The following is a 17252-nucleotide window of genomic DNA, read 5'->3' on the forward strand; positions in this document are numbered from 1 at the left end:
GGCCGCCGGTAGGATCGGCGGTCGTGCGCGTACTTCTGATCGGATCCGGCGGGCGGGAACACGCCCTCGCCGTGGGCCTCGCCGCCGACCCGTCCGTCGACTTCCTCGCCGCCGCTCCCGGCAATCCGGGCATCGCGCAGGTCGCATCCGTGTATGACGTGACCGCGACCGATCCGGCCTCGGTGGCGGCGCTCGCCGTCGAGCTCGCGGCCGACCTGGTGGTGGTCGGCCCGGAGGCGCCCCTGGTCGCCGGGGTCGCCGACGCGGTGCGGGCCAAGGGGATCGCCTGCTTCGGGCCCAGCGCGGCGGCGGCGCAGCTGGAGGGGTCGAAGGCGTTCGCCAAGGACGTGATGGCCGCGGCGGGGGTGCCGACCGCCGGCTCGTACGCGTGCACGTCCGCCGACGAGGTGGACCACGCCCTGGCGGCGACCGGCGCGCCGTATGTGGTCAAGAACGACGGGCTCGCGGCCGGCAAGGGCGTCGTGGTGACGTCCTCGCTCGACGACGCGCGGCGGCATGCCGCCGACTGCGGAACAGTCGTGATCGAGGAGTATCTGCCGGGTCCGGAAGTGTCGCTGTTCGTCGTCACCGACGGCACGGCGGCGGTCCCGCTGATGCCGGCGCAGGACTTCAAGCGGCTGGCCGACGGCGACGAGGGGCCGAACACCGGCGGCATGGGTGCGTACGCGCCACTGCCCTGGGCGCCCACCGACCTGGTGCCGCGGGTGATGCGGGAGACGGTCGAGCCGACCCTGGCCGAGATGCGGTCCCGTGGGATCCCGTTCGCCGGACTGCTCTACGTCGGACTCGCGCTGACCCCGGCCGGGCCCAAGGTCATCGAGTTCAACGCGCGCTTCGGCGACCCTGAGACGCAGGTGGTGCTGGCGCTGCTGGCGACACCGCTGGCGGGGCTGCTGCACGCGGCGGCGACCGGCAAGCTCGCCGAGCAGCCGCCGCTGCGCTGGCACGAGGGCTCGGCCGTCACGGTGGTGGTGGCCGGCAAGAACTACCCGGGCACGCCGCGTACCGGCGACGTCATCACCGGCGCCGAGGTGCCCGGCGTGATCCACGCCGGCACGGCCCGCCGCGACGACGGCGCTCTGATCTCGGCCGGTGGCCGCGTCCTGAGCGCCACGGCGGTCGGCGAGGACCTGGCGGCGGCCCGGGACGCGGCCTACGCCCTGGTGGACGGCATCCGCCTGGACGGCGCGCAGTACCGCACGGACATCGCGCTGGGTGCGGTCGAGGGCCGGATCACGCTCTGACCAGTTCACTCTCCCTCGCCGGCAGCAGGGCCAGGGAAAGCCAGAAGACCGCCACCGAGCCGATCGCCAGGCCGGCGAGATAGACCGGCTCGGGGACCGAGGTGCGCAGGGCCGCGGCGGTCAGCCCGAGCATGTAGAGCGCCAGCGGTGGGCGGGGCAGGACGCCCGCCCGCCACGAGGCGACGCCGAAGAGCAGCACGCCGGCCAGGAAGATCAGCGCCACCACCAGGAAGTACGGGCGGCCGGGGCCGGTCAGGGTCTGCTCTCGGGTGGCCGCGTCCTGGAACTGCAGGACCGCGTGGGTCAGGAACTCGATCGCGAACAGGCCGGTCAGGCCCAGGTGGTTGAGGACGAAGCCGGCCAGCCCGAGGCGGCCGGCCTCGCGGCGCTGGCGTAGGTAGAGCGCGGTCAAGGTGAACAGCAGCAGGGCCGTCGCGGGTGGAGCGAGGGCGTGGGTCAGGGCGTTCTCCGGCACCAGGCCGCCGCGCCGGGCGGCGGCGAGCAGGGTGAGTACGGCGCCCAGCAGGCCGGCCCAGGCGGCGAGGCGGTAGAGGAAGCGATCGGACATATCGGTCAGCTCCTTCGGGTTTGCTTTCTAAAGAAACTGCTCCGCGGGCACTCGACGGCGACAGTGCCGGGCCGCCAGACCTTGGTCGATGCGGCACATGACCTTTGGCCAGACTTTGGTCGATGACCTGGGCTTTCCCCGGCACGCCCGCATAGCCTGGCCTTCCCGGCGCCGACGCTCGGGAAAGGACGGTGCGACGTGGTTCCTCCGTTGCGGTGGATGGCCTCTGTGCTGTATTCGGCCGTCCTGGTCACCGGCGTCTACTACGCGCTCGCCGGGCTGTCGCCGGCGTGGTCGGCCGCCGGGTTGGCCGGCTTCGTGGCCGCGCTCGTCGCGCTGCTCGGGGTCGAGCAGGTGGCGCGCCGGCATGAGGCCGATCGGCGGTGGGCGATCGGGTTGCTGATCGCGCGGATGGCGCTGCTCGAGGTGGTCGCGGCCACCGACCAGGCCGGCTTCGGCCGGGTGCTCTATGTGCTCGTCCCGTTCTTCGCCTACTTCTCGCTCGGGCGGCGCTGGAGCATCGGGCTGGCCGGGGCCTATCTGACCGCCGCGGTGGTGCGGGTGTCGTTCACGCCGTCCTGGTGGACCGACTCCGAGATCGTGTCCGACCTGCTGATGTTCTTCATCGGCATGGTCCTGTCGGTGGTGACCGCGGCGGTCGCCGATCAGCAGCAGCGCAGCCGGCTGCGAGCCGAGCGGCTGGTGGGCGAGCTGCAGACGTCGCAGCGGCGGGTGGCCGAGCTCAGCGCGGCGACCGAGCGAAACCGGCTGGCCCGCGACATCCACGACAGCGTCGGGCACCACCTCACCGTGATCAGCGTGCAGCTGGCGAAGGCCGAGGCCTTCCGGCAACGCGAGCCGGGGGTGGCCGACCGTGCCGTCGGCGACGCACGCCGGGCGACCGGTCGCGCCCTTCAGGAGGTACGGGATTCCGTGGGCGCTCTGCGTGCCGCGTCGTTCTCGCTGACCACGGCGGTCGCGGCCCTCGCGGAAGGGCTCGACGACACCGGCTTCCGGATCTCCCTGGAGCTCGGCGGCAGCGAGGCCGGGCATCATCCTGGCGGGTTGGAGGCGCTCTATCGCGTGGCGCAGGAGGCGCTGACGAACGCCCGCCGGCACGCCGGCGCCGACCGGGTGCGGGTGACGCTGCGGTTCGGGGAGGCGGCGACGCTCGAGGTGGCCGACAACGGGCGGGGCTTCGCGGTCGGCGAGATGGCGGCCGGCAGTGGGGTGCCGGGCATGCGGGAAAGGATGGCCGCGCTGGGCGGGACGCTGCTGATCGATTCGGCGCCCGGCCTCGGGACCCGGCTCACGGCGAGCGTCCCGGGCGCGGACGGACTCGGCGTCGGCAGGGGAGCGCAGGTCGCGGCAGGCGATGGGGGCCGGGGCCTCGGCGAGGGCGCGCAGGTCGCGGCGGGAGCGGACGCGGGCGGCCGGGGCCTGGGCGCGGGTCGCGGCCGGGGCGGGCGATGACCGAGGCGGCGGCGGTGCGGGTGCTCGTTGCCGACGATCAGGCGCTGATCCGGGAAGGGATCGCTTCGCTGCTCGGGATCGAGCCGGGCATCGAGGTGGTCGGGACGGCGGCGGACGGGCGGGAGGCGGTCGAGCTGGCGGTGTCCCGCGAGGCCGACGTGGTGCTGATGGATGTGCGGATGCCGGTACTCGACGGGCTGCAGGCGGCCGAGTCCCTGCGGCGGCGGATGCCCGGGTGCCGGGTGCTGATGCTGACCACGTTCGACGACGAGGAGTACGTGGTGCGGGCGCTGCGGGCCGGGACCGGCGGCTATCTGCTGAAGGATCTGCCGGCGCGCGAGCTGGCGCAGGCGGTGCGGCTCGCGCACGCGGGTGTCGATCAGCACGACGCCGCGGCCATCCGGCGGCTGGCGAAGGTGCTCGACCGGGAGGCGCCACCCACTGGCGGCGGGCCTCGGCTCGACCTCACCGAGCGGGAGCACGCGGTGCTCCGGCTGATCGCGCGGGGCGACACGAACCGCGAGATCGCACGGCAGCTCTTCGTGAGCGAGGGGACCGTGAAGAACCACGTGTCGCACATCCTGAGCCGGCTCGGGCTGCGCGACCGCACCCAGGCCGCGATCTACGCCCGCGACAACGGTCTGCTCTGAGCGGGCCGGCCTTCCGAAGACCGGCCCGCGAGGAGCTGGAGACCGCTCGCGGGGAGCGCGTCAGGCCTTGGGGATGTCGAAGAGCTTGGCCACGTTGGCCGCCAGGCCGAGGTCGCCCTTCGCCTTGATCTTGCCGGTCATGAACAGCATCATCGGGTTGCCGTCGCCGGAGACGACCTTGAGGAACGTCACGGCGTCCATGGTCATGGCGAGCTTGGGGTCGCGGGCCGGCTGGTTGGTGACCGTGCAGGCGCCGTTCTCGATGACGGTCTCGTAGGTGTCGCTGCCGCCGCCGGGGGCGCCGGTGATGATCCAGTGGATGACGGCCGAGGTGTTGCCGGCCTTCTCGGCGCGGAACAGCGTGGGCATGCGGTTGAAGACCTCGTCGAGGATCTTGCCGCGCGCGTCGCCGGACATGACCTCGGTGATCCTCGAATCCGGCGTCGCCTTGACGAGCTGAGCGAACTCCTTGGGGCCGATCGAGTTGAGCGACTCGGGGTTGAAATCAGTCATCGGTGGACCTTTCGGTATCTACGCTGTACCTACTCGTCAGTAACCCTAGCGACAATGCCGCTTCTTCGTGCAGTGTGCCACTCCCAAATAAGTGTTGGACAGTCGGCACGCGGATGCTTAGACTCCCCAACATGTCTTTGGGAGGCGAGGAGAAAGCGTCGCTGCGCGCGATGGCCCATCCCGTACGGCTGCGGATGATGTCGCTGCTCACCGCCGCGCCGATGACGGCGGCCGAGGTCGCCCGCGAGCTCGGCCTCACTCATGCGAACGCGAGCTATCACCTGCGCAACCTGCTCGCCGGCGGGCTGATCGTGGTCGACGGCGAGGAAAAGATTCGCGGCGGCGTTGCCAAGCGTTATCGCTACGACGTCGGCCACGACAAGCAGCGGCAGGCGCGCCGCGGGGCGCCGACCGACGAGCAGCTCCGGCTCGAGTTCTCGGCGTTCGCCCACGAGCTGATCAGGCGTACGCGTGAGGCGCACTTCCCGCCGCGGCCCAAGCTTCTCGCCGACGCCGAGCTCTGGGTCGACCCCGACAAATGGCAGGAGATCCGGGAGCGGGTCGGCCAGGCTCTCATCGAGTTGCACGAGGCGGCCCGGCCGCCGCGCACCCCGGGCACGATCCGCACCAGCACCACGGCAGCGATGTTCGAGATGGGGGATCAGGCATGAATGTCTCGGCGCCGCTGCGGTACCGGTCCTACCGACTCCTGCTGGCCGGCCGCACGATCAACGCGCTCGGCAACGCGTTCGCCCCGATCGCGCTCGCGTTCGCCGTCCTCGACCTGACCGGTTCGGCCAGCGACCTGGGCTTCGTGGTCGGCGCGCGCACGATCGTCAACGTCGCGTTCCTGCTCTTCGGGGGCGTGCTCGCCGATCGCCTGCCGAAAAGCCTGCTGATGGTCGGCTCGAGCCTGGCAGCGGCGCTGACCCAGGGCGCGGTGGCCGCCCTGGTGCTCACCGGCTCGGCGACGATTCCGCTGCTCATCGGCCTCGCGGCGATCAACGGCATGGTGGCCGCGCTGGCGCTGCCGGCGAGCGCCTCGATCCTGCCGCAGACCGTGCCGGATCAGATCCGTCAGCAGGCGAACGCGATCAGCCGGGTGGCGCTGAACGGGGCAGCGATCCTCGGGGCGCCGGCGGCGGGAGTCGTGGTGGCGGCGGTCGGGCCGGGCTGGGGCATCGCGGTCGACGCGGCCACCTTCGTGATCTCGGCGTTCTGTTTCATGGCGCTCGGCGCCCCGAAACCCGTGGCCGCGCCGGCCGAGGCGGATCATCCGGAATCGCTTGTCGCCGCGGACGAGCTTGCCCTCGGCGTACCCGAAAATGGTGTTGATAGGAAAAGGCCGAACATCGTCACGGATCTGCGCGTGGGGTGGTCGGAGTTCCGCTCGCGGCGGTGGCTCTGGACGGTGGTCGCCGGTTTCGGCGTGATGAACATGGCGTGGGCCGGCGGGCTCTTCGTGCTCGGGCCGGTCGTCGCGGACGACACCTTCGGGCGGCGGGCCTGGGGATTCGTGCTGGCCGCGCAGACTGCCGGCATGATCGTCGGCGGGCTGATCGCGATGCGGCTGCGGCTGCGGCGGTTCTTGTTCTTCGGCGTCGCCTGCTGTTTGCCGCTGTCGATTCCGGTCTTTCTGCTCGGCGCCTATCCACAGGTGTGGGCGCTGATGGTCACGTCGCTCGTCGCGGGCCTGACGCTCGAGCAGTTCGGCGTCGCGTGGGAGACGACGATGCAGGAGCATGTGCCGCCGGACAAGCTCGCCCGGGTCTATTCCTATGACATGGTCGGCTCGTTCGTGGCGATTCCGATCGGCGAGATGACGGTCGGCCCGATCTCGCACGCGGCCGGCCGCGAGGCGACACTGGTCGGCGCGGGGCTGCTGATGATCGCCGCGGTCGTCTTCATGCTGAGCAGCCGCGACGTGCGCACCCTGCCGCACAAGCTGCCCGAGCCGGCGACGGGGCCCGTGGAAGAATCGGTCGCGTGACGATCCCGAACGTGCTGGCCGCCCGATACGCCTCCGCCGAGCTCACCGCCCTCTGGTCGCCGGAGGAGAAGATCCGGATGGAGCGCCGGCTGTGGCTCGCCGTGCTGCGCGCCCAGCGCGATCTGGGCGTCTCGGTGCCGGAGGGCGCGGTCGAGGCGTACGAGGCGGTCCTCGACAACGTCGACCTCGCGTCGATCGCGGCCCGCGAGCGCGTCACCCGTCACGACGTGAAGGCGCGGATCGAGGAGTTCAGCGCGCTCGCCGGCTTCGAGCAGATCCACAAAGGCATGACCTCCCGCGACCTGACGGAAAACGTCGAGCAGCTGCAGATCCGGGCGTCGCTCGAGCTGGTCCGCGAGCGCGTGGTCAGCACGCTGGCCCGGCTCACCGAGCGCGCCGTGGAGTATTCGGATCTCGTGCTGACCGGCCGGTCGCACAACGTGGCGGCGCAGGCCACCACGCTCGGCAAGCGCTTCGCCTCGGCGGCCGAGGAGCTTCTGATCGCGTACGAGCGGCTCGACGACCTGATCGGGCGGTACCCGCTGCGCGGCATCAAGGGCCCGGTGGGCACCGCGGCCGACCAGCTCGACCTGCTCGACGGCGACTTCGACGCGCTCGGCACGCTGGAGCGGCGGGTCGCCGGGCACCTCGGGTTCAACCGGGTGCTGAGCAGCGTGGGACAGGTCTACCCGCGCTCGCTCGACTTCGACGTGGTCGCCGCGCTGGCCCAGGTCACCGCCGGGCCGTCGTCGCTGGCCACCACGATCCGGCTGATGGTGGGGCAGGAACTGGTGACCGAGGGTTTCAAGCCGGGCCAGGTGGGCTCGTCGGCGATGCCGCACAAGATGAACACGCGCTCGTCGGAGCGGGTCAACGGGCTCGCCGTGATCATCCGGGGCTACCTGTCGATGGTCGGCGAGCTGGCCGGGGACCAGTGGAACGAGGGCGACGTCTCCTGCTCGGTGGTGCGCCGGGTGGCGCTGCCCGACGCGTTCTTCGCGACCGACGGTCTGTTCCAGACGTTCCTGACCGTGCTCGACGAGTTCGGCGCCTACCCCGCGGTGATCGCCCGGGAGCTCGACCGGTTCCTGCCGTTCCTCGCCACCACCAAGATCCTGGTGGCCGCGGTGCGCAAGGGCGTGGGCCGGGAGGCCGCGCACGAGGTGATCAAGGAGCACGCGGTGGCCGTGGCGCTCGCGATGCGGGAGAAGGGCGCGACCGTCAACGACCTCTTCGACCGGCTGGCGGCCGACGGGCGGCTGCGGCTCTCGCGGGCTGAGATCGACACTCTGGTGGCCGACCGGGCGGCGTTCGTGGGGGCGGCGCCCTCGCAGGTGCGGGCGGTGGCCGAGCGGGTGGCGGCGATCGTGGCGGGCCACCCCGACGCGGCGCACTACGCGCCGGCGCCCATTCTCTGATACGCCGCCGAGGCGCAGCGGAGCTCGACCCTCGCACCGCACCCCGGCGGGACTCGCTCGATGTTTCCGGACCGGCGACGGCGGGGGCGCCGTCGCCGGCTCTTTCCGGAGATCGATGACCCGACCGTAGGCGCCCGCGATGATCTCGCCAAGACCTCAGTTCCCACATATCACCGTGTGATGGCCGGGATTTGGTTGAAGCTTCTATCGAACAGGTGGTCGAGATCACCTTCGAGATTGCCTGCTCAGCGCCGCTGGCGTCGCGCTGCCGACACCGGCCGATGGGCTTGCCCAAAGGTTCACAAGGTAGGCTGCCGATGCTCACACCTATCAGTCAGGAGTGCCCGTGGCTCGCGTCGTGGTCGACGTCATGCTCAAGCCGGAGATCCTCGACCCGCAGGGCCAGGCGGTGGCGAACGCACTGCCCCGGCTCGGCGTCAACGATGTCTCCTCCGTCCGCATCGGCCGGCGCATCGAGATCGAGTTCGCCGGCGAGCCGGATCTCGACCGTGCCCGCGAGATCGCGGACAAGCTGCTCGCCAACCCGGTGATCGAGGACTTCACCATCCACCTGGATGGCGCTACGGCGGAGGTCGCCTGACCATGCGCATCGGTGTGGTCACCTTCCCCGGCTCACTCGACGACGGGGACGCCGCCCGCGCCGCGCGCATCGCCGGCGCCGAGGCCGTCCGCCTCTGGCACGGCGACCCCGAGCTGTACGGCGTCGACGCCGTGATCCTCCCGGGCGGCTTCTCCTACGGCGACGCCCTGCGCTGCGGCGCGATCGCCCGCTTCGCCCCGGTGATGGAGACGGTCATCGACGCGGCCCGTGGCGGCCTGCCGGTGCTGGGCATCTGCAACGGCTTCCAGATCCTCTGCGAGGCGCACCTTCTTCCCGGCGCGCTCACCCGCAACCAGCACCTGCACTTCCGCAACCGCGACCAGCTCCTGCGCATCGAGTCCACCGACACGGCCTGGACCAACGGGTACACCGGTGGCCAGGAGATCCTGATCCCGGTGAAGAACGGCGAGGGCTGCTACGTCGCCGACGAGCGGACGCTCGACGCGCTCGAGGCCGAGGGCCGGGTCGTCGCCCGGTACATCCGGGGCAACCCCAACGGATCGCAGCGCGACATCGCCGCGATCACCAATGAGGCCGGCAACGTCGTCGGCATCATGCCGCACCCGGAACACGCGGTGGAGGCGCTGACCGGCCCGTCGCTGGACGGTCTCGGCTTCTTCACTTCCGTCCTGCGTGCCCTGGCCGGGGCTGCCGCGGGCGGACAGCACCCAGGGGGACAGTAAATGACGACGCAGCCGGAAAAATCCACCGGCTTCGCCGCGACCGATGTGCTCGTCAGCGAGTTCGACGGCGGGCCGGACACCGTTCAGCGTGCGATCAGCACGCCGGAAGAGATCCAGCCGCACACCGAGCTCGGCCTCAAGGACGACGAGTACGACCGGATCCGGCAGATCCTCGGACGGCGGCCCACCGCCTCCGAGCTGGCGATGTACTCGATCATGTGGAGCGAGCACTGCTCGTACAAGTCGAGCAAGGTGCACCTGCGCCAGTTCGGCGAAAAGGCGCCGCAGAACACCCGGATGCTCGCGGGCATCGGGGAGAACGCGGGCGTCGTGCAGATCTCCGAGGACCTCGCCGTCACCTTCAAGGTCGAGTCGCACAACCACCCCAGCTTCGTCGAGCCCTATCAGGGCGCGGCGACCGGCGTCGGCGGCATCGTGCGCGACATCCTCGCCATGGGCGCCCGGCCGATCGCGGTGATGGACCCGCTGCGCTTCGGCGCGGCCGACCACCCCGACACCGCGCGGGTGCTGCCCGGCGTCGTGGCCGGCATCGGCGGCTACGGCAACTGCCTGGGCCTGCCCAACATCGGCGGCGAGATCGTCTTCGACCCGACCTACCAGGGCAACCCGCTGGTCAACGCGCTGAGCATCGGCGTGCTGCCGGTGTCCCGCCTGCAGCACAAGGAGGCGGCCGGCGTCGGCAACGTCGTGGTGCTGCTGGGCGCGCGTACCGGCCGGGACGGCATCGGCGGCGTCTCGGTGCTGGCGTCCGCGACCTTCGACGAGGAGGCCGAACAGCGCCGCCCGTCGGTGCAGGTCGGCGACCCGTTCATGGAGAAGCTGCTCATCGAGAGCTGCCTCGAGCTGTACGACGCCGGCCTCGTCGCCGGCATCCAGGACCTCGGCGGCGCGGGCCTGACCTGCGCGCTCACCGAGACCGCGGCCGCGGCCGGCACCGGCATGCGGGTGTGGCTCGAGCGGGTGCCGCTGCGCGAGGCCTCGATGTCGCCCACCGAGATCCTGGCCAGCGAGTCGCAGGAGCGGATGCTCCTGATCGTCACGCCGGAAAACCTCGCCCAGGTGCTGGCCGTCGCCGAGAAGTGGGGCGTCTGGGCCACCGCGATCGGCGAGGTCACCCCGGCCGAGGCCGACGGGTCGCCCGGCCGCCTGGTGATCAGCTGGAACGACCACGTGGTCGTCGACGTGCCGCCCGGCTCGCTCGCCGACGACGGCCCGGTCTACGCCCGGCCGATCCGCGAGCCCGCCGACCTGATACTGCTTCAGGCCGACAAGGCCGAGACGCTGCCGCGTCCGTCCACGGGCGACGAACTGCGCGAGACGGTCCTGCGCATGGTGGCCTCGCCCAACCTCTGCGACAAGACGTGGGTCACCGAGCAGTACGACCGGTACGTGCTCGGCAACACCGTGCTGGCCCAGCCGGAAGACTCGGGCGTGCTGCGCATCGACGAGCGCACCGGCCTCGGCGTGGCGCTGTCGGTGGACGGCAACGGACGGTTCGCGCGACTCGACCCGTACGAGGGGGCGAAACTCGCGCTGGCCGAGGCGTTCCGCAACGTCGCGGTCACCGGCGCCGAGCCGGTCGCGGTCACCGACTGCCTCAACTTCGGCTCGCCCGAGGACCCGGCCGTGATGTGGCAGTTCGCCGAGGCCGTGCGCGGTCTCGCCGACGGCTGCCAGCAGCTGGGCACCCCGGTGACCGGCGGCAACGTCAGCTTCTACAACCAGACCGGCGCGGCGGCGATCCACCCGACCCCGGTGGTGGGTGTGCTCGGCGTCTTCGACGACGTGTCCCGCCGCATCCCGATGGGCTTCCCGCAGGGTGGGGACGGCGACCAGCTGTTCCTGCTCGGCGAGACGGCCACCGAGCTGTCCGGCTCGGAGTGGGCGTGGGTCACCCACGGCCACCTCGGCGGCCGGCCGCCCAAGGTCGATCTGGTCCGGGAGCAGCGCCTCGGCGCGCTGATGTCGCGGGCCTCGCAGGCCGGCCACGTCGCGGCGGCGCACGACCTCTCCGACGGCGGTCTCGCCCAGGCGCTGGTCGAGAGCTGCCTGCGGTACGAGGTCGGCGCGCGGATCGCGCTGCCCGACGACGGCACCACGTCCTTCGTGTACCTGTTCAGCGAGTCGGCCGGCCGAGCGCTGGTGGCGGTGCCGCGCGGGCACGACAAGGCGTTCGTGGCGCTGGCCGCCGACTACGGCGTGCCGTGTACCCCGATCGGCGTGACGTCGCGGGAGCCGGTGCTCGAGGTTCGGGACGAGTTCTCGATCCCGCTGCCCGAGCTGCGCGAGGCCTGGACGTCGACGCTGCCCAAGCTGTTCGGCGGGGTGGCGGAGATCGCCGGCAGGCACGGCGACCCGGAGCACGCGGCCAACCCGGACGCTCCCGTGGGTGACCACGGCGACGCCGTGCTGGCCACCGCCGCCGCGGGGGCTGCCATGGAGACCGCGGCGCCGGTCGAGGCCGACGGGGTTTCCTCGAGCGCGGCGCTCTCGGTGGAGTTGGAGATTTCCGAGGGTGACGCCGTCCCGGGTGGGCCGATCGAACCCGCCGAGTGATCCACAACGGACAGTAAAAAGCCGGCCAGCGTTCGCGCTGGCCGGCTTTTTCGTGCTGTCTCGTGCCGGCTAGTTGTCCCACTCCGACGGGCGACGCTGGCCCGGGTGGGTCGGCTGGGCCTGGCCGCGGCCGCCACGCTGGTCGTAACCGCCCTGCTCGTAGCCGTTGCGGTTGTCGTCGTAGCCGTTGCCGGCGTACTGGCCGCCGCCACCGTACTGACCGCCGCGCTGGTCGTAGCCGCCCTGGTCGTACTCCTCGTAGCCGCCGCCGGCGGGGGCGCCGCCGTACTGGCCGCCGCCGTACTGGCCACCGGCTGGGGCCGCCGAACCGTAGGTGCCGCCGCCCTGGGCGCCGTAGCCGTTGCCCTGGTCGTAGCCGCCCTGGTCGTAGCCACCGCGGTTGTCGTCGTAGCCGCCGCCACCGGCGCCGCCGCCGTACTGGCTGCCGCCGTAGGTGCCGCCGCTCGCGCCGGCACCGCCGCCGGCGCCGTACTGGCCGCCGCGCTGGTCGTAGTCGTCGTAGTCGTCCTGGCCGGATTCGGGGCGGTACATGCCGGTGGGCTCGTCGTACCGCTGCTGGCCACCGCCGCCGTACTGGTTGGCGGCGCCGTACTGGTTGCCGCCACCGCCGTACTGGTTGCCGGCGCCGTACTCGTTGCCCGCGCCATATTCGTTGGCGGCGCCGTACTCGTTGCCGGCGCCCGCGGAGGTCGCGCCGTACGTGCCGGTGCCGCCGCCGGGCTGCGCCGCGCCGTAGACGCTCGTCGCCGCGCCGTAGCCGTCGTCCTGCGGGTGGCCGTACTGGCCGCCGCCGTACTGGCCACCCTGGCGGGGTGCGGGCGCGCCGTACGGGTCGGGGAACTCGTCCTCGACCGGCCGCTGCAGCATGGTCGGCGCGTCGGCCATCGGCGAACCGGCCGCCCGCGGCGCCATCATCGTCGCGTCCCGGCCCGCGCCCATCGGCGAGGCCACCCGGGTCGCGTCGTTGAACCGGCCCTGGCTCGGCGGCACCGCGCCGCCACCGCCCATCGCGGTCGGGTCGTCGTCGACGCCGTCACCGGCGCCGCCGTTGCCCTTGCGGCGCATCAGCACCAGCACGATCGCGCCGACACCGGCCGCCACGAGCAGGCCGCCCAGCAGGATGAACAGCAGCGAGCCGCCACCGCCGCCCTGGTCGGCGGAGGTGTTCTTGGTGTCGGCGCCGGCCGGCGCCGAGTCCTCGGTGGTCGGCTCCTCGGCCACGGCATCCTCGGAGGCCTCTGCGCTCGGGGCGGTCGAGGCGGAGGCGGACGGCGAGGCCGACGCGGTGGCCTCGACGGACTTCAGCGTCAGCGGCACGTTCACGCTCTTGCCGGCCGTGGCCTGCACCTGCACGGTGGCCGTGTCGAAGCCCTCCTTGAGGGCGCCGACGGTGATCGTGCCGGGCGCGATCGGCTTGGAGTCGGTCGAGTTGAACGAGTAGCCGCCCGAGCCGTTCGTGGTCGCCGCGAACGGCGTGCCGGCGCTGTCCTTCATGGCGACGGACGCGCCCGAGATGGCCTTGCCGTTCTGGTCCTTGACCTTGCCGGAGACCGACGTGACGGTCTGCGGCTTGTCGGGGCCCTTGACGTTGACCGCCTGAGTGGTCTCCCCGGGGTTCTCGTTCGGGACCGTCACGGTGATCTTGATGTTCGCGGTCTTCGTGGCGCCCGCGTTGACCGTCGGCGCCGTGAACTGCGCGCTGAAGGACTTGCCGTTGCCGTCGATCGTGGTGATCTGGCCACAGCCGCTGTTGCACTTGATCCCGTCGCCGGACACCTGGATGTTGGCCTGCACGTTGTCGCCGCCGCCACCACCGCCGTTGTTGACCGCGCGCACCGAGTACTGCATCGTCACCGAGCTGCCCGACACGACGTCGGTCGGCAGGCTGGTGATCTGCACTTGGGGTGGGTCGGCCAGCGCCACTGCGGGCGCCATGGCGATACCGCCGGCGACCACCGCCAGTAACGCACCGGCTTGGGCCGCTCGGGTCCGTAGGTGCGTTGTCACATCCACCGCCTTCCGGTCGCACGGTCTTCCCGGACTGTCTCAGGGTGCCGGTTACGTCCCGCGACTAAAAACACCGTCGGCCACTATGCCTTGTCGTACGTCCATTGCGCGACCCAGGGGCGCGTACCAATCTCAACTACGCGAGTCGTATCGTCCCGACGTGTCCCCTGCGCACAATAAATCCGAGTCCGTTGAACAGGCGTTGGACGCGCTGGACCGTGGTCTCGAACCCGAACGGTCCGTGCTTCGTGACGCTGTGCGAGCATTGCTGACCGAGTTGTCCGTTCGTGCTCCGGGCCGTTCGGTGGAGGTACGAGTTCCGCCTTTCGGTGCGATTCAGTGTGTCGCGGGCCCTCGGCACACGCGCGGCACACCCCCCAATGTGGTCGAAACGGATCCGGTCACCTGGGTGCTGGTCGCCACTCAGCGTGTGAGCTGGGCGGATGCGCTGAGTGACGGTCGTCTCCGCGCGAGCGGCATCCGCACCGATCTCACCGAATACCTTCCGCTCGGCGCGCGTCCTGCCGAAGACTGACGCCGAGCCGCACCTCTCAGCCTCGCGTACACTGGGCCGGTCGGAGCGGACGACCAAGATAAGCGAGCAGGGAGCGATCAGGTGCCCCGAGGCGGCGACGGCCGGTTGACCGACGATCTCGACCCCCAGGAGCGCGGCCCCCAGGATGCCTGCGGCGTCTTCGGTGTCTGGGCGCCCGAGGAAGAGGTCGCCAAACTCACGTATTTCGGGCTCTTCGCTCTCCAGCACCGCGGCCAGGAGGCCGCCGGCATCGCGGTGAGTGACGGCTCGGGCGTGGTGGTCTACAAGGACCTCGGCCTGGTCTCCCAGGTCTTCGACGAGCCGACGCTGGCGAGCCTGCGCGGCCACCTCGCGATCGGCCACACGCGGTACTCGACGACCGGCGGGTCGAACTGGGAGAACGCCCAGCCCACGATCCGCGCGACCACGGCCGGCACGACGATCGCCCTCGCCCACAACGGCAACTTGGTCAACACGGCCGAGCTGGCCCGCGAGGTCGCCGAGCGCGGTCTCGAGGCCACTGGGTCTTCCGAGATTGGCGCCACCTCCGACACGGCTCTGGTGACCACGCTGCTGGCCAGCCGTCCCGACCTGTCGGTCGAGGCGGCGGCGCTCGAGGTGCTGCCGCGCCTGCGGGGCGCGTTCAGCTTCGTGTTCATGGACGAGAACACGCTCTACGCGGCGCGCGACGCCCAGGGCGTACGCCCGCTGGTCCTCGGCCGGATGGAGCGCGGCTGGGTGATCGCCAGCGAGACGGCGGCGCTCGACATCGTCGGCGCCAGCTTCGTCCGCGAGGTCGAGCCGGGCGAGATGCTCGCGGTCGACGAGCACGGCCTGCGCTCCACCCGGTTCGCCGCGCCCGAGCCCAAGGGCTGCCTTTTCGAGTACGTCTACCTGGCGCGCCCCGACACGACGATCGCCGGCCGCAACATGTACTCGGCCCGCGTCGAGATCGGCCGCCGGCTCGCCAAGGAGCACCCGGTCGAGGCCGACCTGGTCATCCCGGTCCCCGAGTCGGGCACCCCGGCGGCGATCGGTTACGCCGAGGCCTCCGGCATCCCGTACAGCGCCGGGCTCACCAAGAACGCATACGTCGGGCGCACCTTCATCCAGCCGTCGCAGACGATCCGCCAGCTCGGCATCCGGCTCAAGCTCAACCCGCTGCGCGAGGTGGTGCGGGGCAAGCGGCTCGTGGTGGTCGACGACACGATCGTGCGTGGCAACACCCAGCGGGCGCTGGTGCGGATGCTGCGCGAGGCCGGCGCCCTCGAGGTGCACGTGCGCATCTCGGCGCCGCCGGTGAAATGGCCGTGCTTCTACGGCATCGACTTCGCCACCCGGGCCGAGCTCCTGGCGAACGGGCTGGAGATCGACGGGATCCGCCGGTCGATCGGCGCCGACTCGCTGGGCTACGTCTCGATGGAGAGCCTGATCCAGGCGACCGAGCAGCCCAAATCGCGGCTCTGCATGGCCTGCTTCGACGGCAACTACCCGATCCCCCTTCCCGCGGACAATCTGATCGGCAAGCATGTCCTGGAGGGCGTCGGCAAGCGCGCGTCGATGCCGGACGCCAGCGACGAAGCCGCCACGGCCGCGGTCGCCGAGCTCGAGACCGAGTACGACGACCGGGACACCGTCCGGTTGGTCGCCAGCCCCGGCGGCGGCAACGCCCTGCAGCACCCGTGATCTTCAAGAACAGCGCAGCTCTAAGGGGAAAACCGTGACCCACGTGTCCGAGCGCAACAGTGCCGGATCCAACGGCGCCGAAGGTGACCGCCGGCCTTGGCAGGCGGGCGCGAGCCGTGGCGTTCGTAAGCGGTCGGTCACGTACGCGGAAGCCGGCGTCTCGATCGAGGCCGGCGACCGCGCCGTGGAGCTCCTGAAGTCGAAGGTGAAAAAGACCACTCGCCCCGAGGTGATGGGCGATCTGGGCGGTTTCTCCGGTCTGTTCCGGCTCAACACCCAGAAGTACAAGAGCCCGATCCTGGCCTCGTCGACCGACGGCGTCGGCACCAAGCTGGTGATCGCGCAGCAGCTCGACATCCACGACACGATCGGCATCGACCTGGTCGCCATGGTCGTCGACGACCTGGTGGCCTGCGGCGCCGAGCCGCTGTTCCTGCTCGACTACATCGCCTGCGGCGAGGTCGTGCCGGACAAGGTCGCCGAGATCGGCGCCGGCATCGCCGACGGCTGCCGCTACGCGGGCTGCGCGCTGCTGGGCGGCGAGACCGCCGAGCACCCCGGCGTGCTGCGTCCCGACGAGTACGACGTGTCGGCCACCGGCGTCGGCGTGGTCGAGGAGAGCGAGATCCTCGGCCGGGACCGGGTCGAGGTGGGCGACGCGGTGATCGCGATGCGCTCGTCCGGCCTGCACTCCAACGGGTACTCGCTGGTGCGGCACGTGCTGCTCGGCGCCGGCCGGATGCGCCTCGACTCGGTGGTCGACGACTTCGGCACCCAGCGCACGCTCGGCGAGGAGCTGCTCACCCCGACCAAGATCTACGCCAAGGACTGCCTCGGCCTGATCGAGGAGACCGACGTCCGGGCGTTCTCCCACGTGACCGGCGGCGGCATCCCCGGCAACCTGGTACGCATCCTGCCCGACCACGTGGACGCGGTGGTCGATCGCTCCACCTGGCGGCCGCAGCCGATCTTCGACCTCATCCAGGCCAAGGGCCGGATCGAGGACACCGAGATGGAGGCCACGTTCAACATGGGCGTGGGCATGTTCGCGATCGTCTCGTCCGACGACGCCGACCGGGCGATGGCCTACCTGACCGGTCGTGGCGTCGAGGCCTGGCAGGTCGGCGAGGTCATCGACGGCACCGGCGAGGTGCAGATGATGGGGCAGTACACCCGCGGTTGACCGATTCGGTGGAAGAATCCGTGTGTGTCTATCTATGACACATGCGGATCTTTCATGTACG

15 protein-coding genes are annotated in these 17252 nt (G+C 71.3%); 12 read left to right on the top strand and 3 right to left on the bottom strand.

The genetic code is table 11. The annotated features are described in order from the left end of the window. The first annotated feature begins 23 nt into the window (after window positions 1-23). Window positions 24-1265, top strand: coding sequence for a phosphoribosylamine--glycine ligase (gene purD, locus ACQPZX_RS00695; protein WP_433372891.1), 1242 nt, complete (start codon window positions 24-26; stop codon window positions 1263-1265). Here the strand turns inward: purD and ACQPZX_RS00700 are convergent. Continuing rightward, window positions 1255-1833, bottom strand: coding sequence for a hypothetical protein (locus tag ACQPZX_RS00700; protein WP_433372894.1), 579 nt, complete (start codon window positions 1831-1833; stop codon window positions 1255-1257). The genes purD and ACQPZX_RS00700 overlap by 11 nt on opposite strands. 219 nt (window positions 1834-2052) lie before the next feature. Between ACQPZX_RS00700 and ACQPZX_RS00705 the strand changes: the two genes are divergently transcribed. Further along, window positions 2053-3306: a sensor histidine kinase gene (locus ACQPZX_RS00705; protein WP_433372896.1), complete on the top strand. Its 1254-nt coding sequence runs from the start codon at window positions 2053-2055 to the stop codon at window positions 3304-3306. Then, window positions 3303-3956: a response regulator gene (locus ACQPZX_RS00710; protein ID WP_433372899.1), complete on the top strand. Its 654-nt coding sequence runs from the start codon at window positions 3303-3305 to the stop codon at window positions 3954-3956. The genes ACQPZX_RS00705 and ACQPZX_RS00710 overlap by 4 nt, the downstream gene beginning before the upstream one ends. A gap of 60 nt (window positions 3957-4016) precedes the next feature. Here the strand turns inward: ACQPZX_RS00710 and ACQPZX_RS00715 are convergent, their stop codons facing one another. Continuing rightward, on the bottom strand, window positions 4017-4469 hold the full coding sequence (locus ACQPZX_RS00715) for an SCP2 sterol-binding domain-containing protein (RefSeq protein WP_433372902.1): 453 nt from the start codon (window positions 4467-4469) through the stop codon (window positions 4017-4019). Window positions 4470-4600: 131 nt separating this feature from the next. Here ACQPZX_RS00715 and ACQPZX_RS00720 point away from each other — a divergent pair, with 131 nt between their 5' ends. The 6 genes from ACQPZX_RS00720 to purL all read left to right on the top strand — a co-directional run bounded on the left by ACQPZX_RS00720 (window position 4601) and on the right by purL (window position 11759). Beyond that, window positions 4601-5140: an ArsR/SmtB family transcription factor gene (locus ACQPZX_RS00720; protein WP_433372905.1), complete on the top strand. Its 540-nt coding sequence runs from the start codon at window positions 4601-4603 to the stop codon at window positions 5138-5140. Then, window positions 5137-6459, top strand: a complete 1323-nt coding sequence (locus ACQPZX_RS00725; protein ID WP_433372908.1) for an MFS transporter — start codon at window positions 5137-5139, stop codon at window positions 6457-6459. The genes ACQPZX_RS00720 and ACQPZX_RS00725 overlap by 4 nt, the downstream gene beginning before the upstream one ends. Next, entirely contained in the window at window positions 6456-7877 is a 1422-nt protein-coding gene (purB, locus tag ACQPZX_RS00730) for an adenylosuccinate lyase (protein ID WP_433372910.1), read from the top strand. The genes ACQPZX_RS00725 and purB overlap by 4 nt, the downstream gene beginning before the upstream one ends. A gap of 346 nt (window positions 7878-8223) precedes the next feature. Continuing rightward, window positions 8224-8478: a phosphoribosylformylglycinamidine synthase subunit PurS gene (gene purS, locus ACQPZX_RS00735; protein WP_433372913.1), complete on the top strand. Its 255-nt coding sequence runs from the start codon at window positions 8224-8226 to the stop codon at window positions 8476-8478. Then, a complete protein-coding gene (gene purQ, locus ACQPZX_RS00740) occupies window positions 8475-9182 on the top strand; it encodes a phosphoribosylformylglycinamidine synthase subunit PurQ (protein ID WP_433386059.1) in 708 nt (235 codons plus the stop codon). The genes purS and purQ overlap by 4 nt, the downstream gene beginning before the upstream one ends. Continuing rightward, window positions 9183-11759, top strand: coding sequence for a phosphoribosylformylglycinamidine synthase subunit PurL (gene purL / locus ACQPZX_RS00745; protein ID WP_433372916.1), 2577 nt, complete (start codon window positions 9183-9185; stop codon window positions 11757-11759). A gap of 69 nt (window positions 11760-11828) precedes the next feature. Here purL and ACQPZX_RS00750 read toward each other — a convergent pair whose 3' ends face one another. Further along, on the bottom strand, window positions 11829-13715 hold the full coding sequence (locus ACQPZX_RS00750; protein ID WP_433372919.1) for a carboxypeptidase-like regulatory domain-containing protein: 1887 nt from the start codon (window positions 13713-13715) through the stop codon (window positions 11829-11831). A gap of 232 nt (window positions 13716-13947) precedes the next feature. Between ACQPZX_RS00750 and ACQPZX_RS00755 the strand changes: the two genes are divergently transcribed. From ACQPZX_RS00755 to purM, 3 genes are all read left to right on the top strand, one after another. Next, complete coding sequence (locus ACQPZX_RS00755; RefSeq protein ID WP_433372922.1) at window positions 13948-14322, top strand: sterol carrier family protein; 375 nt, start codon at window positions 13948-13950, stop codon at window positions 14320-14322. An 81-nt stretch (window positions 14323-14403) separates the two neighbouring features. Further along, the gene (purF, locus tag ACQPZX_RS00760; protein ID WP_433372924.1) at window positions 14404-16008 is read left to right on the top strand and encodes an amidophosphoribosyltransferase; all 1605 of its coding nucleotides are present in this window, start codon (window positions 14404-14406) and stop codon (window positions 16006-16008) included. Between the two features lie 34 nt (window positions 16009-16042). Beyond that, window positions 16043-17191 carry a phosphoribosylformylglycinamidine cyclo-ligase gene (purM, locus tag ACQPZX_RS00765; RefSeq protein WP_433372926.1) on the top strand — a complete coding sequence of 383 codons (1149 nt, stop codon included), beginning with the start codon at window positions 16043-16045 and terminating at the stop codon, window positions 17189-17191. Window positions 17192-17252 lie beyond the last annotated feature (61 nt).

The sequence above is a fragment of the Actinoplanes sp. CA-142083 genome (assembly GCF_050942195.1).
Taxonomy (GTDB): domain Bacteria; phylum Actinomycetota; class Actinomycetes; order Mycobacteriales; family Micromonosporaceae; genus Actinoplanes.

Excerpts from the sequence above, each read along its gene's own strand:
- ACQPZX_RS00700 (WP_433372894.1), bottom strand. The coding sequence starts at position 1,833 with ATGTCCGATCGCTTCCTCTACCGCCTCGCCGCCTGGGCCGGCCTGCTG.
- purL (WP_433372916.1), top strand. The coding sequence starts at position 9,183 with ATGACGACGCAGCCGGAAAAATCCACCGGCTTCGCCGCGACCGATGTG.
- ACQPZX_RS00725 (WP_433372908.1), top strand. The coding sequence starts at position 5,137 with ATGAATGTCTCGGCGCCGCTGCGGTACCGGTCCTACCGACTCCTGCTG.
- ACQPZX_RS00705 (WP_433372896.1), top strand. The coding sequence starts at position 2,053 with ATGGCCTCTGTGCTGTATTCGGCCGTCCTGGTCACCGGCGTCTACTAC.
- ACQPZX_RS00750 (WP_433372919.1), bottom strand. The coding sequence starts at position 13,715 with ATGGCGCCCGCAGTGGCGCTGGCCGACCCACCCCAAGTGCAGATCACC.
- ACQPZX_RS00720 (WP_433372905.1), top strand. The coding sequence starts at position 4,601 with ATGTCTTTGGGAGGCGAGGAGAAAGCGTCGCTGCGCGCGATGGCCCAT.
- ACQPZX_RS00710 (WP_433372899.1), top strand. The coding sequence starts at position 3,303 with ATGACCGAGGCGGCGGCGGTGCGGGTGCTCGTTGCCGACGATCAGGCG.
- ACQPZX_RS00715 (WP_433372902.1), bottom strand. The coding sequence starts at position 4,469 with ATGACTGATTTCAACCCCGAGTCGCTCAACTCGATCGGCCCCAAGGAG.